This is a genomic window from Paenibacillus sp. B-A-8, from assembly GCF_048572915.1.
Lineage (GTDB): Bacteria > Bacillota > Bacilli > Paenibacillales > Paenibacillaceae > Paenibacillus_AQ.
The window spans coordinates 4,504,903-4,522,023 of record NZ_CP183882.1; the positions used below are offsets into that span (position 1 = coordinate 4,504,903).

At 41.5% G+C, this 17,121-nt stretch carries 19 protein-coding genes and 1 pseudogene; 6 read left to right on the forward strand and 14 right to left on the reverse strand.

Translation table 11 applies throughout. The features are described from left to right. Positions 1-37: 37 nt before the first annotated feature. The 3 genes from ACN6MV_RS20225 to ACN6MV_RS20235 all read right to left on the reverse strand — a co-directional run bounded on the left by ACN6MV_RS20225 (position 38) and on the right by ACN6MV_RS20235 (position 1,654). Positions 38-661, reverse strand: a complete 624-nt coding sequence (locus ACN6MV_RS20225; RefSeq protein WP_076120727.1) for a TetR/AcrR family transcriptional regulator — start codon at positions 659-661, stop codon at positions 38-40. A gap of 139 nt (positions 662-800) precedes the next feature. Further along, positions 801-1,370: a 5' nucleotidase, NT5C type gene (locus tag ACN6MV_RS20230; RefSeq protein ID WP_339287340.1), complete on the reverse strand. Its 570-nt coding sequence runs from the start codon at positions 1,368-1,370 to the stop codon at positions 801-803. Positions 1,371-1,444: 74 nt separating this feature from the next. After that, a complete protein-coding gene (locus ACN6MV_RS20235; protein ID WP_339287341.1) occupies positions 1,445-1,654 on the reverse strand; it encodes a cysteine-rich CWC family protein in 210 nt (69 codons plus the stop codon). 210 nt (positions 1,655-1,864) lie between these two features. Here ACN6MV_RS20235 and ACN6MV_RS20240 point away from each other — a divergent pair, with 210 nt between their 5' ends. Further along, positions 1,865-2,413 carry a MepB family protein gene (locus tag ACN6MV_RS20240; RefSeq protein ID WP_419884718.1) on the forward strand — a complete coding sequence of 183 codons (549 nt, stop codon included), beginning with the start codon at positions 1,865-1,867 and terminating at the stop codon, positions 2,411-2,413. On the opposite strand, the gene ACN6MV_RS20245 is transcribed toward ACN6MV_RS20240, so the two are convergent. After that, entirely contained in the window at positions 2,383-2,916 is a 534-nt protein-coding gene (locus ACN6MV_RS20245; protein ID WP_375103398.1) for a peptidase M56, read from the reverse strand. The two genes, ACN6MV_RS20240 and ACN6MV_RS20245, sit on opposite strands and share 31 nt — an antisense overlap. A 106-nt stretch (positions 2,917-3,022) precedes the next feature. Between ACN6MV_RS20245 and ACN6MV_RS20250 the strand changes: the two genes are divergently transcribed. Together ACN6MV_RS20250 and ACN6MV_RS20255 are read left to right on the forward strand one after the other, a co-directional pair. Then, a complete protein-coding gene (locus ACN6MV_RS20250; RefSeq protein ID WP_419884719.1) occupies positions 3,023-3,631 on the forward strand; it encodes a methyltransferase family protein in 609 nt (202 codons plus the stop codon). Positions 3,632-3,755: 124 nt separating this feature from the next. Further along, positions 3,756-5,021 carry an alkaline phosphatase gene (locus tag ACN6MV_RS20255; RefSeq protein WP_419884720.1) on the forward strand — a complete coding sequence of 422 codons (1,266 nt, stop codon included), beginning with the start codon at positions 3,756-3,758 and terminating at the stop codon, positions 5,019-5,021. Positions 5,022-5,124: 103 nt separating this feature from the next. On the opposite strand, the gene ACN6MV_RS20260 is transcribed toward ACN6MV_RS20255, so the two are convergent. Both ACN6MV_RS20260 and ACN6MV_RS20265 read right to left on the reverse strand, forming a co-directional pair. Then, a complete protein-coding gene (locus tag ACN6MV_RS20260) occupies positions 5,125-5,655 on the reverse strand; it encodes a hypothetical protein (protein WP_339287345.1) in 531 nt (176 codons plus the stop codon). A gap of 86 nt (positions 5,656-5,741) precedes the next feature. Continuing rightward, complete coding sequence (locus tag ACN6MV_RS20265) at positions 5,742-6,275, reverse strand: PadR family transcriptional regulator (RefSeq protein WP_076120734.1); 534 nt, start codon at positions 6,273-6,275, stop codon at positions 5,742-5,744. Between the two features lie 176 nt (positions 6,276-6,451). Between ACN6MV_RS20265 and ACN6MV_RS20270 the strand changes: the two genes are divergently transcribed. After that, complete coding sequence (locus tag ACN6MV_RS20270; protein WP_419884721.1) at positions 6,452-8,377, forward strand: FAD-dependent oxidoreductase; 1,926 nt, start codon at positions 6,452-6,454, stop codon at positions 8,375-8,377. A gap of 222 nt (positions 8,378-8,599) precedes the next feature. Here ACN6MV_RS20270 and ACN6MV_RS20275 read toward each other — a convergent pair whose 3' ends face one another. The 7 genes and pseudogenes from ACN6MV_RS20275 to ACN6MV_RS20305 all read right to left on the reverse strand — a co-directional run bounded on the left by ACN6MV_RS20275 (position 8,600) and on the right by ACN6MV_RS20305 (position 14,074). Then, positions 8,600-9,232 carry a winged helix DNA-binding domain-containing protein gene (locus ACN6MV_RS20275; RefSeq protein WP_419884722.1) on the reverse strand — a complete coding sequence of 211 codons (633 nt, stop codon included), beginning with the start codon at positions 9,230-9,232 and terminating at the stop codon, positions 8,600-8,602. After that, a complete protein-coding gene (locus tag ACN6MV_RS20280) occupies positions 9,177-9,695 on the reverse strand; it encodes a DNA glycosylase AlkZ-like family protein (protein ID WP_419884723.1) in 519 nt (172 codons plus the stop codon). The genes ACN6MV_RS20275 and ACN6MV_RS20280 overlap by 56 nt, the downstream gene beginning before the upstream one ends. 250 nt (positions 9,696-9,945) lie before the next feature. Next, positions 9,946-10,427, reverse strand: a pseudogene (locus ACN6MV_RS20285) (NADPH-dependent FMN reductase). A gap of 12 nt (positions 10,428-10,439) precedes the next feature. Further along, entirely contained in the window at positions 10,440-11,501 is a 1,062-nt protein-coding gene (locus ACN6MV_RS20290) for an LLM class flavin-dependent oxidoreductase (RefSeq protein ID WP_419884724.1), read from the reverse strand. A 32-nt stretch (positions 11,502-11,533) separates the two neighbouring features. Beyond that, the gene (locus ACN6MV_RS20295; RefSeq protein ID WP_419884725.1) at positions 11,534-12,505 is read right to left on the reverse strand and encodes a ring-cleaving dioxygenase; all 972 of its coding nucleotides are present in this window, start codon (positions 12,503-12,505) and stop codon (positions 11,534-11,536) included. A 96-nt stretch (positions 12,506-12,601) separates the two neighbouring features. Then, positions 12,602-13,069: a MarR family winged helix-turn-helix transcriptional regulator gene (locus ACN6MV_RS20300; protein ID WP_042129310.1), complete on the reverse strand. Its 468-nt coding sequence runs from the start codon at positions 13,067-13,069 to the stop codon at positions 12,602-12,604. Positions 13,070-13,165: 96 nt separating this feature from the next. Next, a complete protein-coding gene (locus ACN6MV_RS20305; protein ID WP_419884726.1) occupies positions 13,166-14,074 on the reverse strand; it encodes an aminoglycoside phosphotransferase family protein in 909 nt (302 codons plus the stop codon). A 211-nt stretch (positions 14,075-14,285) separates the two neighbouring features. On the opposite strand from ACN6MV_RS20305, the gene ACN6MV_RS20310 reads away from it, so the two are divergent. Further along, on the forward strand, positions 14,286-14,633 hold the full coding sequence (locus tag ACN6MV_RS20310) for a PadR family transcriptional regulator (RefSeq protein WP_042129314.1): 348 nt from the start codon (positions 14,286-14,288) through the stop codon (positions 14,631-14,633). Next, a complete protein-coding gene (locus ACN6MV_RS20315) occupies positions 14,620-15,615 on the forward strand; it encodes an HAAS signaling domain-containing protein (RefSeq protein ID WP_042129316.1) in 996 nt (331 codons plus the stop codon). The genes ACN6MV_RS20310 and ACN6MV_RS20315 overlap by 14 nt, the downstream gene beginning before the upstream one ends. Before the next feature lie 186 nt (positions 15,616-15,801). Here ACN6MV_RS20315 and ACN6MV_RS20320 read toward each other — a convergent pair whose 3' ends face one another. Further along, positions 15,802-17,079, reverse strand: coding sequence for an alpha-L-fucosidase (locus ACN6MV_RS20320; RefSeq protein ID WP_042129318.1), 1,278 nt, complete (start codon positions 17,077-17,079; stop codon positions 15,802-15,804). Positions 17,080-17,121: the final 42 nt, after the last annotated feature.

The window sequence follows — 17,121 nt, forward strand, 5'->3', positions numbered from 1 at the left end:
TCTCCCCTGCGTCACATTCATCCTCCTTGTTCGAACCTTACTCAAACATTTGCGTTACGTAAGAAAAGCTTCCTTTTTCAGCGCCTAATGTAGTCTCCATAATATAAATAAAGCTCTGAATTTTAAGAATGATCTCTTCCGGTTCCCATTTGAATATCCCTTCGTCAAACAGAAATTGTGAGGCGACCAACAGAAATTCCATCGTTTCTTTAGGATAGGGACAGTGGAACAAGTTTTCCTCGATTCCCTGCTCAATCACCTCTGTTAATACAGGCGTTAGCTTCAAAATAGTTTCAGCCAAGCTTTTCTGATGGATTAGTGCATTCTCAGCTTGATGAAACTGTTCAATCATCTGACCTTTTCTCTCCGAATCAGGCTTCTGCGCCATTATGATTTGAAGCAGCTTTTCATGTACGGAGAGCTTTGAATCAGCAGCAATGATCTTGGCAGCGTCCACTCCAGCATCGATGAATCGCATGACCACCGCATCCATAACCTCCTCCTTCGACTTGAAATAATAATAGAACGTACCTTTGGCAATCCCGATCTCCTGCAAGATGTCGTTCACTGTAGTTCTCGCATAGCCTTTAGTAAAAAAAAGCATTTCTGCTATATCTAATATTTCATTTCTGCGTTCTTCCGGTTCTTTTGAAATCCTCATATATTTCGAGTCCTCCTCTTCGTAGACCGACCGTCGGTCTATTCCAATTATATACAATTAATTCATCGTGTCAATACTGCTTTTCTTGAATAACAACATAAAAAAAGAGAATTGTTCTAAGTGAACAACTCTCCACAGCTCAACGATTCTCTTGAGTTCCCAATATTTCATCAATCTTCTCTTTTGCACCTTCCCATGAGGTCAATAACGGCAATCCGTATTGTTCACGAGCTCTCAAATTCCATGGATGAGGAATACAAAGTACTTTCCTTCCGTCCTGCAATGCAGGAACCAAATTGTGAACCCCATCATCAATCAGAAGATCATAATTAATAAGATTCTTTCGCTTACAAGGGAAGAAATTTTCTAGGGGAATAAACGGCATATGCTTCTGCAGCCAGTTCCATTTTTCAACAACTGCCTGGGGCTGGGCCGCCGTAACGATAATAACATCATAAGCGTTGTGAAGCTTCTGCATTTCACCTACAACATGTTCGTCGAACAATTCAAGCTCCTCATATAAACCAGGCCGCCCATAGAATACCTCTTGTGTACAATCTGGATGACGTAAATGGTCCGTATTCCAATCAAGCATCTCCTCGTACTTCAGTACATGAGTGGGGAAATCATTGTTGTTATGGTATATAGCTCGTTTGACTAGATGGCATATCGTGTCATCCATATCAACTGCAATTATAGGCTTTCTCATCTGTGTCCCCCATATGTTTTTTATATTACTATTTAAGTATACACAATATAATTACTGTTTTCGTCTTGAGTTAGTTAAATTTCCGGTTGATGTTTTTTAAACGCCTCTACGCATCTTTGACAAATACAGGCTTTGCCTCTCAGTTCTAAAGGTACCCGTTCTAGTAGTTCTGCAGGAATTTCCGTATGAAAACACCAACAACCACCACTGTCAGCACCACAATAATTCAATTCTTTACATAATGGACAATACCGTTGTTCAACTTGTTTATTCTTTATATCCAAAGCCTATAACTCCCCCATAGATCATTTAAATAGCGCTCTTTATATTAAAAAAACTCACTCTCTGCAATACCTCTACAATTATCTGAGTATACTTCAAAAATAAACGACTCCGGAACATCTGCCCTGTTCACGCTTGTGAACTCGCTATTCTTGCATTAAGATAGTGAGCATTAGGAGTTTCAATGGGACTCAACCGGGAGATTTGAACAGATGAGACTTAAGAAACAAAGCTCTTCAGATATTATTCATAGTGATCTACTTGCTACCCAGGAACTTGTATATAACCCTTGCAATCTTGATTGCTCTGATCACATTCATGAACCACACAATGCTGAATATGGTGCGTATATGTTTAATTTAAACGCGCTATCCATTAGATTCCGTGTTGCAAAAATCACACCTACAAAGATCGGGCAGTTTGTGACGTTATGGGAGAGAACTGGAGATGGGCCGATTCAACCTTATGACATATCTGATCCTGCCGATCTCTTCGTTATAAGTACACGCAAGGAAAATGACTTTGGTCAATTTGTATTTCCAAAAGCAGCCCTAGCTAACCAAGATATATTATCTAATAAAGGCGAAGGTGGAAAAAGAGCAATACGTGTGTACCCGCCATGGGATACTCCCACAAGTCGTCAGGCTCAAAAGACACAAAAATGGCAGTTGGAATATTTCTTAGAGATCCCAGCAGATAAGCCACTGGACTTTCTTCGTACGCAAATGCTTTACGGTTTCCCAGAAAATCGTACAGTCTGACCTATATCCTCCACATGCTTTATATCGGCCCATAAAATAAAATAGTTATACAAGGCGTCTCCTATATTCACAGCTTCTGGATATTTCATGATAATAGCGGCCTGATGGTTCCATTCCTCTACCTGATCAGCAGAAGGCACAATCAAACGCGCCTCTATTTCCTTTTCTTTCTGCCCCTGCATTTTCATCTCAATGATTTGTGGATCGGAGCCATAAGGCTTCAGTTGATGAAATGCATCCATGTTTGCTACATCATCAATGGATAACCTCTCACCAGAAAAAGCGGATAATTGAAAGAATCCGTTTTCCCCCTGATATTTTTCATCATATTCTGGATTCTTTACCCAATCGGAAGGATACTTCAAAGTGACCTTATACTCTTTTGAAGTATATGTTGAAACCCCCGCTCGCTTGACAAGCATTCCGATTCCAGTACTTCCTAATGCAATAACCGCTATAACCAACACACATAACCACCATTTCTTATACACTGTTCTTAACACGTTATCCTCCTGAAGTAATATTGGGTTGACACGCACAGCATGAAGAAATAAGATATAGATAAACATATGAGCAATCATTCATATGTATTAGTGAGGAGGAAATACATTGAATAATCTAAAAAATATCCTATCTCTCATTCTTTTTTGCATTTTCCTTATTTCTTACCTTATGAAGCTCGTTATCCTATACAAGAAGAACCATATTAAAGGAAATGTATTAGCAAAAGGTAAAAAACTAGCCAAGATTCATTATACCGAGCTATTCGTTAAGATTACCACTTTTGTATGGGGTGCAACGTGGTTTGCGTTCTCCTTAGCTGAGTCATACATAGTTACACTAGTCGGTGAGCAGTTTGATAATCCCGTCATTCACTTTTTCGGGGTTGGGGTAGCGGCCCTCGGATGTTTCATTTTTATTCAAGCAATGATTGCTATGCGCACTTCATGGAGAGTTGGGATTGATAAGACTACTGTAACAAAACTCATCACGCATGGTATATATAAATTTAGCAGAAACGCCGCATTTGTCGGTTTTGATCTCATGTTTCTGGGATTATATCTTATGTACCCAAATCTATTAACACTAATTATATTCCTACTTAACATTATCGCCATACATTTACTTATTCTTCAGGAAGAACAGCACTTAAAGTCCGTATTCGGAGCTGAATATATTAAATATTGTAATCGTACACCTAGATATATTTTATTTTGAAACCATACCTACTGCAAAATCAAATGTTCAACAGCGCTTTTTACATTTTTTACAAGTAACGAAAACATTCTCTTAATGTAATTACTATAGTATGAGGTTGTAAACATACATTAGGAGGGAAATTATGAAATCACCGAAAAAGCACGGCGTTAAGACGGCCATTGTAGCAACTGCAGCAACTGCTCTCTTCGTTTCCAACGTAGTCATTACGCATGCCCCTAATCAAGCCAATGCAGCTTCATCAAACACACGAAATGTGATTCTGTTTGTCGGAGACGGGATGGGAAGTGCCCAGCGCAATGCCATCCGCCTAGCTACAGTAGGTGAAAAAGGAAATCTAGCGATGGATTCTATGCCATATGCCGGACTCATTCATACAAGCTCCACTGTCCCTGTTACAGATTCAGCTGCTTCAGCCACAGCTTATGCCAGCGGAGTCAAGACTTATAACGGAGCCATCGGGATGGATGCAGATAAAAAGTCCGTCCAAACCATTATGGAATATGCAAAATCAGCAGGAAAATCTACAGGTGTTGTAACTACAAGTCAAATTACAGACGCTACAGGCGCTGCCTTCGGCGCTCATGTCGAAGATCGCTCCAAACAAAGTGATATCGCTCTGCAGCTCCTAACCAAGAGCAAAGTTGACGTTCTTCTCGGTGGAGGCGAAGATTTCTGGTATCCGGCAGGAAATCCAGGAACGTTCGCGGATGAGCCTACTGAAGATCCTTCAGAGAAGAGTAAGGGTACTCAAGGTAACCTTGTAGAAAAAGCTAAGCAGCTTGGATATTCCTATGTAACGAACAAAACAGATATGCAAAAGGCGAAAAGCGGCAAGCTTCTCGGGTTATTTGCAAACGAGGAAATGTTCCAGCAAAAGCCAGAGGGTGAAGGAGATATTTATAATCCGGTTGTATCCTTGCCTGAAATGACGAAAAAAGCGATAGACACGCTTGCAGCAAATAAAAAAGGATTTTTCCTGATGGTTGAAGAAGAAGGTACTGACGAATTTGCACACCAAAACAACGCCAAGATGACAATTAAAGCGGGGCAAGAGTTGGATAAATCCGTACAGGTCGCCAAAAATTTTGCTAAAAAAAATCCCGATACCCTTGTCTTAGTTCTCGCTGACCATGAAACAGGTGGGTTCTCTATTGAAGCTGTGGATGCTGAAGATGAGTCAGGCGACGGTATTTCTAAAGAGGATGGTCCGTTTGCCATCGCTAATTCCAAACAGAATTTTGTGGTGGACTGGACGACCTCGGGTCATACAGCAGTAGATATTCCTATTACAGCCATGGGTAAAAATGCTCAGTTGTTTACTGGAATCTACGAAAACACTGAAGTATTTACTAAGGTCGCCCAAGCCATGGGCCTTAAAGTGAAATAATAAGATCGGACAGAAAAAAAGACTAGCTAGACTTTCTGGTTAGTCTTTTTTCATTGATGAACCACAATCCTAGGTTTTCCCTTACACTCTATGATCTCCACAACTACTTAGCATCTGTCCGAACAACAAACGTGATTTCCTTGGTCTGGTCTACCCACTCACCTGTCAGTCGAAATCCCCTTATAGTTGCCCCTGCTTCATAATCCTTACTATCTGAACTAAGAAAAGACGCCATATTCGAATCGAGCTTAAAAGTAGCTGTCTTATCCTCAAATTCAACAGTTACCGGCGTTGCTGTTTCTTTTTTATACTTAAAAGTGCCATCATCTCTCAAAATATATTCTGTCAAATTGTAGCTGTCTGGAGCTGTATCGCTAAATTCGATTTGTATGATTTCTCCAAGCTTCACATAGGGAATTGAAACATCCCGGTCAGCCGTAAGGCTTTGGAAAGATGCACTAGCTTCTTCTAAATCAGTGTTCTTGTCAAGTGGCATCACGATAGATTGAATTACTCTCCCTTTAGATGTAACCGTTACTTCCTTAATTACAGTATCGCTGGCCTGTTCTCGATCGCAAGCTGGGAAAATAAACAGAAACACAAGACTAAGGGTTAATAAGTATTCTTTTCTCATGGAAAGCCCCCTTCTATCCCAATATCAAATGTACCATTCATTCACAATGTTATCGAGGTGTGTATGTAAGATATCTGTCATACGGATCAATGCTTATCCAAGGAGTCCAGTTTATGGGAAAGCATATGAATTAACTCTAGCTCATGTAATACCATACTACGGGTATAAAAATATAGCTCTTCAGAGTAAACCAAATCTTCACCGTTCCCAAGCACTAGGGATAGCTGTTGTAAATGTTCCAGCTTCTCTTTCATGTAAGTCTCTCTGTAATCAAGTAATCTTCGGCGGGCCTCCTGATCCAGTAGCTCATAATAAGCAAGACGAATAGACCATTCATTATCAATACGAATAGTCTCCAGCGTAAATTCGTTCAAGCAGATATGAAACCGCTCCTCACCCTCGGCTGTGATCGAATACACATACCGTTTAGGCCGGTTTTCCTGCATTTCCGTTTTCTTAATTACCCAACCTCGCTTTTCAAACAATTTCAGCTTCGGATACAGCGAATTATTATTAACGATTTTATCGTTACCCATTACGAAAATAATGTTTTTTTTAATCTCATAACCATGCTTTGACCCTTTCATTAATTGAGCCAGAATCAAGACTTCAATATCCATGTTCATCCTCCGAACTACCGGACTTCATTTCCGGTCATTTTCTTATATTACCTCAAGGATTGCATTTGTGCCAAATACTTCGTGATTTTATGCACATACTTTTATCACCCCATTCGATAATATAGGTTAAAATAACCTAGTTATTTTTAACCTAAGTGTAGAGAGGAAGTTATTTCATGGAATTCGCACATTTGTTCAGCAAAGGTACGATCGGAAATATGGAGCTCAAGAACCGGGTCATTTTACCTGCCATGGGAACAAAAATGAACGCTCCGGGTGGTTATGTCAGCGAACGCTTGATTGATTACCATGTTGCACGCGCAAAAGGCGGTAACGGCTTAAATACAGTTGAAGTAACAACTATTCACCCAACGGCTGCTTCTGATGATGCTCCAGCCATTTATGATGATAAATTCATTCCTGGCATGACCCTATTAGCTCAAGCTATTCGTGATGCAGGTGGCAAAAGCTGTCTTCAGTTATGGCATGGAGGGAAAGTAACTCCTAACTTGATTCAAGTCTCCTCCTCTCCTGTTCCTTTCGAGGGTGTCACTCATATTCCCCGGGAGCTCGAGCTTCACGAAGTTAGCGAGATGGTTCAAGCTTACGCAGAGGCTGCTTCACGTGCGAAAAAAGCTGGTTTTGACAGTGTGGAATTCCATGCCGGTCATGGTTATTTGCCGCAACAATTTCTAAGCCCAGCTATGAATTTCCGTCAGGATGAGTACGGGGGTTCTTGGGAGAATCGCTGTCGCTTTCCGCTCGCGTGTATCCGTGCCATTCGAGAAGCGGTTGGACCCGGGTTCCCTATCTTGATGAGAATCTCAGCGATCGAGGATCTACCGGGCGGACTAACACTGGAAGATATGAAGCTCTTCTCGAAGCTGGCTGAGGAAGCTGGTATTGATGCGATTAATGTATCGCGTGGCGTTCCAGCAGGCACAGCTATTAAATATGAAGTACCTCCAATTGATCTACCCGTAGGCTTCAATGTAGATAATGCCGCACAAATTAAATCCGTGGTTAGCATCCCAGTTATCGCCGTAGGACGTATTAATGATCCAGCGATTGCGGATCGGATTATTGCCGAAGGACTGGCTGATTTCGTAGCCATAGGCCGCGCTCAATTGGCAGATCCTGAATTCTGTAATAAAGCATTAGCTGGACGTGCGGACACGATTGTTAAATGTGTGGGCTGTGATCAAGGCTGCTTCGATGGATTCGTGAATCCGAAAGTGCCTTTCATCAGCTGTGTATTTAATCCTGCAACCGGACGGGAAAGTGAATATGAATTGCAACGGGCGGGCACGCCTAAGAAAGTGCTTATTGCTGGTGGTGGACCAGCCGGATTAGAAGCAGCAGTCACCTTGAAACGGCGTGGGCATTCTCCGATATTATGCGAAAAGAATGACATTCTTGGCGGACAGCTTTATATCGCCGGAGCTGCACCGCGTAAAGAAGAAATGGCCGCCGCCGCTCTAAATATGGGAGAAGCCGCTAAACGTGAAGGTGTGGAAATTCGAATGAATACAGAGGTTACTCCAGCACTTATCCAAGAAATTAGTCCGGATGAAGTCATTCTTGCAATCGGCTCCGCCCCTGTTATTCCTCCAGTAGAAGGCGTTCTGAGTGGTCATGTTGTGAATTCACATGATGTATTATGGGGAACAGCCCATCCTGAAGGTCGAGTCGTTATTATTGGAGGGGGATTAGTCGGTCTTGAGGTCGCTGAGCTGCTGGTTGAACGTGGAAATCAAATCACTGTTGTTGAAATGCAAGCCGATGTAGCAAATGATCTGGGAATCCTTCGTAAAATCTGTGTAATGGAAAGTCTCTATGGCCATGGCGTTACATTAATGACTAACAGTAAGTGTATGGCGATCCACAAGGATAGTGTACTGGTTGAAAAAGATGGGGAGCTTCATAGCTTGCCAGCCGATTATGTAGTAATTGCAGTAGGTTCACGTGCCCTCAACAAGCAAACCCTTCAGGACTTCTTGGAGGAAAGTGCCATTCCTTATCATGTAATTGGTGACGCTGTGCAAGCTCGCAGAGCGCTTAATGCGATTTGGGAGGGTGCAGAATTAGCTAGACGAATCTAGTTCATATGATCAAATAAATGTATGTAAAATAAACCCGGCAGGCCGCGCCCGCCGGGTTACATTATTAATTGTTCATTCTGTGATGTGACGGTCCCCTATAGCCTATGTATTCGTCTTCGCTTGATCAATAAAGCTTATTAACTCGTCCTCATTCATGAACATGATATTCATCCCTGAACGATATTTGAATTTACTCAAGTTTATTCCATAGAACAATTGTCCTCATGTCAATGGAGAGTACACACTTATATTGAGTATCGGTAGGTCAATAAATGTAGCATATTTTTCAGCAGCTTTAAACACCGCTTCTTTAGCATTCCCAAGCTCTCCAAAAGGATGGATGACAATCTCAACCCCTTTTTTCTTCATTGTTCGTTTCCATGTACCTACAACTTGGCCACCTACAACAATCATCGGCAGGAAAACACCGTTATTTCCAGGGACAATCAAAGGAGCCGACTCTGGCTCAAGTACAGCGCTCCGGTCTTTATATCCAAGGATGTACTCATCAAAACCCGGTAGTAAATAGACTCCAGAATCTTCATCCGCAGGAGCTGGTCGATGGGAAGTCATCCAATACTCGCCGCCGTTTATATCCTCCGATTGAAGTTCATTATTCACAGATTCTAACCCACGTCTAGCATCTGTAAGAGTTATACCTGCCCACCAAGCGAAGTCTTGAACGGTCGCCAATCCACGGGCAGTAAAATACCGTAAGGCGAGTTCTTGCAATGCTCCTTCGTAGGATAGCTCTCGGCAATCCGGCACCCACTCCTCTAATAACACAATCGTTTGCTGTTTACCATTCATCGGTCCAAAACAAATTAACCCTTGATAGGCGCAATTCCAGAGCATATGATAACCGCGTTGATTCCCAGTGTGGATACCTTCCTCTTCTATTAGCTGAAAGTAGGACCGAACGATCCATTTGCTTCCCGCCCTTTAAAGCATCGACAATAATTTCCCTACAGATCTCAAGTGTTTGATCATCAAGTCCGAGCTCCACCATTCGCCGCTTTGTCTGTGATGCTAAACGCGGTGCAGATAGCTGAAGCATCCACTTCACATCTTCTGCTGGGACGAAATGAAGCGTACCCCGCAGCGTCCAAGTAAGAATAATCTTCCGCTCAACAATTGCACGCTCAACATCTGCTAATTTCGAAGCTGGAGAACGTAATCCGATAGCCCAAACCGCCTGCATATAATCTTGCGCTTGCATAGCCCCCATTTTTTTCACAACCTGCTCTGGTGTGTGATGTAAAGATCCTGAAATTATTTGATTATACAACCTGCTATTGGCAATACGGTTATTAATCACATCGTTCCTCCTGTTCATAAATGAAACCTTAATTATATACTTCCAGTTATTTAACAAAATGGTTAAGTTCATGCCTCATGCCTATGTTCGATATTACTATTGATTCCATTGAATGACGAGATTAAAAAGAGTTTCAAGCCACATTCATTTGTAAAAAATGCAACAGAATTTAGATCCGCTTTTTTTCGGATCCATTCTGTTGCACGAAGTTCAACGTAATGGTTGAATTGCTCTTTTATATTACACATTTTTAAAAGAAAAACGCTGCTTCTTCTTCTTTCTTCACAACCTGCATCGCTTTAGTAGTATTCACCAATTCGTTAGCTAGTCGATTCAGTCTAAAAAGAATATCATCATCCACAATTATTTTCCGATCATATTGCTTCTCTTCAATAAAAACATACTTAGGAACCACCACCGCTCTCATATATGAGAGAATCGGTTTCAACTGCTGTTCTGCTACTAAATAATGTTTGGAAGAGCCAGCTGTAACCACAATTCCGATAACTTTTTCCTTGAACCCATTAACCGGAAGTAAATCAAATAAGTTCTTAAGTGTTCCCGGGATCGAAGCTTGAAAAACAGGGGTTCCGATGATATATAATCGCCTAGATCAATGAGTTCTACTTCGAAATCCGGATGCTTTTCTATAATATTATTAAGTGCTTGCTGTACAGCGATTCTTGTCTTCGATCCAACAATAGACCCTGATATCCCAATGATCTTCATCATAACCCCTCTTTCTTATTTCTTAGCTGTAGCGCGTCTTACGGCTGGTGCTACTTCAGATGCGAACAAGTCAATAATTTGTTCCACTTGAGGATAAGGTAACCCACCAACATCAATTTGAGCTAGAAAACGGTTATGCCCGTACATCTCATGCTGATAGAGGATCTTCTCTACAATTTGTTGTGGACTACCCACAAGCAGTGCATTTCTCACACTTATCGCTTCCGCAAATTGATCCTTCGGATAACTCGATCCGCGAAGCTCTTTCATCAAGTGATTGAGATAAGGATAGTAATTGCGGAATGCTTTTTGTGAGTCCGGATCAATATACATTAATGAAGTAGTGCTGACTGGAAGCTCCGCTGGATTAAATCCTGATTGTGCTGCAACCATACGATACGCGTCCACCGAACCCTTAAAAGCAGATGACGGGCCGCCAAGGGTGGTCAGCATCATCGGAATCCCCATTCTTCCTGCTTTAATTGCACTTGCTGGGGGACCTCCAACGGCTCGCCAGATTGGCAATTTGCCATTCAAAGGTTTAGGGAATATTTCCATATCATTTAAAGCAGGGCGGTATTTCCCTTCCCACGTGATACGATCAGACTCATTTATTTTCATAAGTAATTCAATTTTCTCTTCAAATAATTCTTCGTAATCTCTTACGTCATAACCAAAGAGTTCATAAGCACCAAGACGCGATCCGCGTCCAGCAACAATCTCTGCTCTACCGCCGGATAACAAATCCAAAGTTGCGAAGTCCTCATATACACGTACAGGATCTGCAGTGCTTAGCACAGTGGCTGAACTTACAAGCTTTATACGCTCGGTAGCATTTGCTATGGCTCCAAGGACAACCGAGGCTGCAGAGGTAATGAATTTCGGTTGATGACTCTCACCTACTCCAAATACATCTAATCCAGCATCCTCAGCTAATTTGGCAGCAGATACGATCTCTTGAATCCGTTGTCGTTCACTAATTTCTTTACCAGTTAAGGCGTCTGTGGTGTGATCACCTAACGTGTATAAACCTAGCTCCAACCCTTTTCTCTCATCGATTCTATATTGTTCCATCATGATAATGTCCTCTTTTCATAGCTGTATTAAGTTTAACGGATAGGATGAAGCTTCGATTCAATCTCTTCACGACGTTCTTCCAGAAATGAAGGTAAGGTCAAATTCTCTCCTAGTGCATCAAAAGCTTCATCAATCTCAAATCCTGGGCCATCTGTAGCAAGCTCAAAGAGAATATGGTTCGGATCCCGGAAATACAAGGAATGGAAGTAATAACGATCAATGACCCCCGTATTTTCAAACCCTGCAGCAGTGATTTTGGCGGCCCATTCGGTTAATTCTTCAACATCCTTCACTCTAATAGCCACATGATGAATACTGCCTCTACCTGGTCTCTCCCGATCTTTGTCATTAATTTCTTTGAGGTGAAGTTCAGTGTACAAGCCACCCTTATCTGTTTCATAAATATCCACCATAGCCTTCGGATCACCCATGGAAGGCACTGTCCGAACTTGTGTATAGCCTAAAATATCTTCCAAAACCGCTTTTGTTCGGCTAGCTTCACGTACAGTCAATTCAACGGGTCCTAACCCCACGATGGCATACTTTGGAGGGATATCTTCTGTAATCCACGGTTCAACGAGCTCGATTCCGTTATCTTTTTCAGCAGATACCAGATGGACCATCAATTCATCCCTATCATAAAAAGTAAGCGACTTGCGCTCCCCTATACTTACAATAGCTTCATGAGGTACTTCAAAAGAATCTAATCGACTAGCCCAATATGACAAGGCTTCATCACTAGGAACAAGAAGGGAGAAAGAACTAATACTGTTCGTCCCTTTGCGAGTCCGACCTGCATTTGGCATTTCAAAGAAAGATACCTCGGTGCCTGGAGCGCCATTGCGATTGCCGTAAAAAAGATGGTACATGGAAGGATCGTCCTGATTGACTGTTTTCTTTACAAGTCTGAGGCCCAGTACCTCTGTATAAAACCACAAGTTTTGTTTAGCGTCTTTAGTAATCATGGATACATGATGTTGTCCGTTTATGGGTTGTTGTTTCATTTTAAAAACCTCCTAGTTGAATTATATTGAATTTAAGTTTACTAGTATACTGATAAGAAAAAAAGTAAGCTTTATGATTAATAAAGCTTGTCATTACTACTGGACCCCTCGCGGGAGCCGATTCACATCTTGACTATGCCGATGAATTTTCTTAAGCATACTGTAAAATACTTTCTTCTCCTCGTCAGTCAATGGATCGAATAACGAAGCTTGGAAGTCTGATTGCAAAGGCAACACCTTCTCGATAAGTGTTTGACCCTTTTCCGTTAAAGTAATGTACTTCACTTTCCAATCCTGTTTGCGTTCAATGAACTCTTCCTTCTCTAATCGGCCTAACATATGCGATACTCCGCCTTTAGTAATGGTTAGGTGCTCGGCGATCTCCATCTGTGTCACAGGTTGATGTATTAATATTTGTACCAATGTATCGAACTGATTGACAGTTAAGCCAAATTGTTTCAAGAACTCATTAGAAAGATCGTTACTATTCTCATATACCCTTACCAGCCGTAACCAGATCAATAAGCTTAACTGGTTATCTTCAGTGAAACCATTATTCCTCATTTGGTCACGCCCATCATTTGTTTATTTTGTTTGTGATTTGATTTGTTAATATGAGTATACTAGTAAACTGACAAGGAGTCAAGCATAGCAGGAATCCTACTTGCTTGCCAAATACCAATTTGGAATATAGGTTTGAAAATCATCATACCACTTCAGAACACTTTCCGCCCTGCTCAGCATATCAGCAACGTCCTCTTTCCCAAATGGAATGGCCCAATGAATGCTTGATATCTGGTTGCTAGCAATATATAAAGCCATCATTTTAAAGAACAAGTCCGGGACATTGTTATTAAAATATCCATGAATACGACCCGAAGCGAACTCTGCACTTATCATCGCACAAAATGGAATTCGATTAAATTCCTCCCACGGATCACCATCATCAAACCTGTTGAAATCAATAATCCCCAAATCCCCCGACTTCGTAACGATCATATTTCCCACATGGTAGTCACCATGCTGAAAAGTTTGAGGGCGTCCGTCAAGTAAGTATCGATTCGCCTCTATAAATTGAATGACTTGATCTTCTCCCTTTAGAACAATGCCGCATGCTTTATAGTTGGTAATGTATTTATCGATCTTCCGATTATAATAATCAGCCCACGGCACTTGATCTTTCCCCGCAGGCATTTGATGTATAGATTGTAAGTATTGTCCCGCTTTCACACCCAATTGATATTGCTCTTCTACACTTAGCGTAGGGATAATCTTTTCCGCATCCTCCCCATCAATCCAAGTCAATAAGGAATATACACTCTGACCACCATTGCATACCCCAAACTGTAGCGGCCTTGACATCAAAATATCTTGATCAACTAGCCGTAGAATTGCTTCGTATTCCCGCTTTTTCTGATCATATTGAGAAATATCTGATGTTCTCAGCAAAAGTTCGCTGCCACTATTGGTCTTTATGTAGTATTTCTTATCCTTTGACCAACCTTTATGAACAGGCTCAACACTTACCCATGTAGCGGCTTTCGGTATGTCTTTATAGAAAGAATCCATTTCATTCCACCCTCCCTTTACTTTTTTTGATTGATTAGTAAAATTTTCTTGTTATTTCCTAGAAGAATATTCTAATTCAATTGATACTGTAGCAACAATAGTGTATGATACATAGTATAAAACATATACTGTATGACATACATTAATATCATTATTAGTATCCTTTCAATGGCGGCAAGTATTTAAATGAGAAATATAATGAGGTGGGTGAATGAGTACTTTATTAAACTCCTTAATTACAGAGCTTAGGAGAGGTACGTTAACACTAGCTGTTTTAAGTCAATTACGAACACCACAGTATGGATACTCGCTCGTTCAATTACTGGAGGAATCCAGCATCGCTATTGATCAAAGCACCTTGTATCCATTGCTTCGCCGATTAGAGAAACAGGAACTAGTGACGAGTAGCTGGGACACATCCGAGAGCAGACCCCGTAAGTATTATGTCTTAAGTGACTATGGCGTAGAAATTTTTTTGCAGCTAAAGGAAGAATGGCTTAAGAATTCGAAAGAACTCTACGGCCTATTACAAGGGGAGGATGACCATGAAGCTGATTGAGATTTACATCCATGAAGTGACTCGGAGGCTACCAGAACAAACTCGGGAGGATATCGCTCTCGAATTACGATCAACCATAGAGGATATGTTACCGGATGATCCTGATGAACAAGAGGTCAAGGCTGTACTTGCTAAGTTGGGGAATCCTGCAGTATTAGCCAGTGAATATCGCGACCAGCCCATGCATCTCATCGGACCACGTTATTATGAGTTATATCTTACCTTATTAAAAATGATAATACCGATTGCTGTAGTGGTTTCTTTAATCGCGATGACTGCCGAATATCTGATCGGGTATAGCGGCGATCAATCAGTGGCGGGGATTGTTACGACTGTTATAAGCAAAGGTATTGCTAGTATCCTTGAGGTAGGAATCCAAGTCTTTTTTTGGATAACTATAGTTTTTGCTATCATCGAACGAACGGATAACGGAAAAGAGAAACACCCCTTCACAACAAAAATGAGCAAATGGACACCTGATGATTTGAAGGACATCACTCCTATTCATAAGAAAAAAGCGATTAAGAATTTTGAAGTATTCAGTAGTTTTTTCTGGATTGCGATATGGGCTACCTTATATTTTAATGCTGAGCATTTGATCGGTGTATATAAAGGGGGTACAGGTGTACTTGATTTTGTCGCACCCGTTTTTAATCAGGATGTATTACTTCAGTATTGGCCTATTGTTCTTGTAGTGATCGGATTTGAAGCCGCATTAGCTATTTATAAATTAATTAAGAAACAATGGACAAAGGGATTGGCATTATGTGCTACAGCTCTCGAGCTCCTTGTGATCATTGTATTCGCTATCATCCTACGGAATCCAAATGTATTCAACCAAGAATTCATAACGTATATGTCTGATCTATTTAACATTACGACGAATCAATTTAAAACCGGGCTAGTCGGCGGTGGAATTTCCTTGTTCATTTTAGTTGCAGCTCTCAATATATACGAAGGCTTCCGTAAGGCTAGAATTTAATATTTTATCTATTAATGCAATATCACTGCTCGGTGATTGTAGACATTAGACTCCTTTTTTAACAGTATCATCCTCCACTAATAGTTTTGGACTCAAATGACGTTAATGGGGTCTATCAGGTCCGATATCGAAAGACAATAGAGTGCCCCAGCAGCCATTCATGACTTTTGGGACACTCTATCTGTATTAATTAAAAAGTTCTAGCTCAATAACCGTATCCATTTCGTCGGGCAGTTTGGCCCCTTTTAATGTAATAAACGCTCCACCGTTAACATCTGAATATTCTTCAGCCATCCAAGGTGCTTCTACCTTCAATTCGGTGCCATCTCGTAGTAATCTAGCCTTCTTAATCTTCCCCTTCAAGCCTTGGAAATAGATCGGACCAATTCCACGATCGTAGACATGTGCATACAACTTATTCCCTTTTTGCGTATAACGGCCCCACTCCGGCTTAGCAAGCAAAGAACTACCGCAGCCATAAATACTATCACCGTTCAGACGCATCCACTCGCCCACTTCATCAAGGATGACAAGCGATTCCCTTGTCATTTCACCTTTGGCATCTGGACCAATGTTAAGAAGCAGGTTACCGTTCTTACTGATACATTCAACCATCGAGCGAATGACCTGCTGGGTTGATTTATAATTTTTATCTTCGGAATGATAACCCCAGTTATCGTTTAGCGTAATACATGCTTCCCAAGGGATCGATTGACCATTCACGTCAACGATGCCGCCAGGAGGAATGATTTGCTCTGGAGAGAAGAAATCTCCAGCATATTCTTCTGGCTCGGCCGCGCGGATATTCCCACCCAAACGATTGTCGATAATAATATCCGGCTGGATAGAGCGAATCATACGGATTAGCTCCGTTGCTTTCCATTTCTCTCCGGTCATATTATCGTAGGAGAAGTCAAACCACATGATGTCGATTTTGCCGTAATTCGTCAACAGTTCCTTCACTTGTCCATGCATATACTCCAAATATCTATCAAAATCAATCGGCTTGTCTTTGGCCGCTTCATTGTCCCGATCCGGATGCGCTTTATCACCATATCCAGGGTAATCATCATGATGCCAATCAATAATAGAGTAGTACAAACCTACAGCAATACCCTCTGCCCGGAAAGCGTCTACATATTCTCGTACAAGATCACGTCCAGCGGGCGTGTTAGTCGCCTTGAAATCAGTTAGCTTACTATCAAACAAGCAGAATCCGTCGTGGTGCTTGGTCGTAAGAACCGCATACTTCTGCCCCGCTGCTTTTGCTGCGCTGGCCCACTTCTTCGGGTCATATCGAGATGCGTCAAATTCATCGAAATACGTCATGTAGTGCTCTCTACTCATTCGCTCGTTCCCACGTATCCACTCACCTCGTGCAGGAATTGAATATAATCCCCAATGAATGAACATGCCGAATCTATCCTGCAAGAACCATCTCGTTCTTTCTTCTCTTGTACCCATCTCTCTTCAGCCCCTCCGTTTTCGATAGCTTTGATAAACAGT